2 protein-coding genes are annotated in these 1,613 nt (G+C 76.5%); both read right to left on the bottom strand.

Features of this window, described 5'->3' with window-relative positions; all coding sequences use genetic code 11:
- Positions 1-318 (bottom strand): Sec-independent protein translocase subunit TatA/TatB (locus EBM89_RS20615; RefSeq protein WP_122151413.1); only part of this gene is annotated, 318 nt, incomplete at its 3' end.
- Between the two features lie 79 nt (positions 319-397).
- Positions 398-1,613 (bottom strand): S1C family serine protease (locus tag EBM89_RS20610; RefSeq protein ID WP_122151412.1); only part of this gene is annotated, 1,216 nt, incomplete at its 5' end.

The following is a 1,613-nucleotide window of genomic DNA, read 5'->3' as shown; positions in this document are numbered from 1 at the left end:
GGCGTGCGCGGCGGACCCGGCCGCGGCAGCGGCCGACGCCCCGGCGCCGCGGGCGGCGGGCGCGTCGGTGTCGAGCAGGGCGTCGCGCACGATGCGGCGGGGGTCGTAGCGCCGCGGGTCCAGCGCCTCCCAGTCGATGTCCTTGACGTCCTCGCCCAGCTCGTCGTCCACCCGCTGCCGGGCGTCCTGGAGGTAGGAGCGTGCGCGGCGGGTCAGGTGGGCCAGCTGCTCGGCGTAGCCGGGCAGGCGCTTGGGTCCGATGACGATCACGGCCGCGAGCAAGATCACGAGGAACTCGCCGCCGTTGATGTCGAACACCCGCTCAGGCTACCCGGCGGACGCCGTCCGGCCCACTGCCTGCGGGGAACCGGTCCCGGGAGGGCGGAGGTACCCCCGGTCAGCCCTGGGCGGACTCGTCCAGCACGACCCGCACGTCGCGCTCGGCGCCGCCCGCGTCACGGACCCGCAGCAGGACGGCCTCACCCGGCGTGCGCGCCCGGATCGCCACGATCAGCTCGTCGGACGCCGTCACCGGGCGCCCGTCGATCGACAGGATGACGTCCCCGGCACGGATCCCCGCCCGGTCCGCCGGACCGTCCGGGGTCACGGGCTGCTGCCCGGCCTGCGGCTGCGTCGAGACCTGCACGCCCTCGCCGGTGTACGTCGAGTCCAGCAGGACCCCGATCACCGGGTACGTCGCACGGCCCGTCTCGATCAGCTGCTCGGCGGTGCGCCGCGCCTGGTCCGACGGGATCGCGAACCCGAGGCCGATGCTGCCGCCGCTCGTCGCCGCCGTCCCCGGCGGCTGCGCGATGGCCGAGTTGATGCCGACGACCTCGCCCGCGGCGTTGACCAGCGGACCACCCGAGTTGCCCGGGTTGATCGCCGCGTCGGTCTGGATGGCGTTGATGAACGCCGTCGTCTCGGACCCGTCGCCTGCCGCAACCGGCCGGTTCTTGGCGCTCACGATGCCGGACGTCACCGTCCCCGCGAGCCCCAGCGGCGCGCCGACCGCCACCACCGGGTCGCCGACCTGCACCGCCTCGGAGTCACCCAGGACGAGCGGGGTCAGGCCCTCGGCCTCGACCTTCAGCACCGCGAGGTCGTAGTCCGCGGTGCTGCCGACGATCGTCGCCGGGAGCTGGGAGCCGTCCGCGAGCAGCACGACGACCTCGGACCCCGCGCTGGTCCCGCCCGCCACGACGTGGTGGTTCGTGAGGATGTAGCCGTCCTGCCGCAGCACGAAGCCGGAGCCCGTCGCCGAGCCCGAGGGCGCCGTCACCTCGATCGAGACCACGGACGGCAGCACGCCCGCCGCGATGCCCGCGACGCTGTCCGCCGCCCGGTCACCGGTCCCCTGCCCCGGCACGACCGGCAGCCCGGCGTCGGCGAGGTACGGGTCGTCGCCGCCGAGACGCGCCCCCAGCAGCCCGCCGAGGACGCCCGCGCCGAACGCGGCGACCACGACACCGGCGACCAGGGCCACGGGGAACCTGCGGCGTCGACGCGCCCCCGGGGCGGGCACCGGGTGCCCGGGGACGCCGTCGGCGAGCACGCCGTCCGGGACCAGCCCGGGCAGCGGCGCGGCCGCGGGGTCGGGGGGCAGCGCGACC

The organism is Cellulomonas triticagri (assembly GCF_003696205.1).
Classification (GTDB): Bacteria; Actinomycetota; Actinomycetes; order Actinomycetales; family Cellulomonadaceae; genus Cellulomonas; species Cellulomonas triticagri.
The sequence above is the reverse complement of the archived record's forward strand: the minus strand, read 5'-3'. Positions and strand labels throughout refer to the sequence as shown.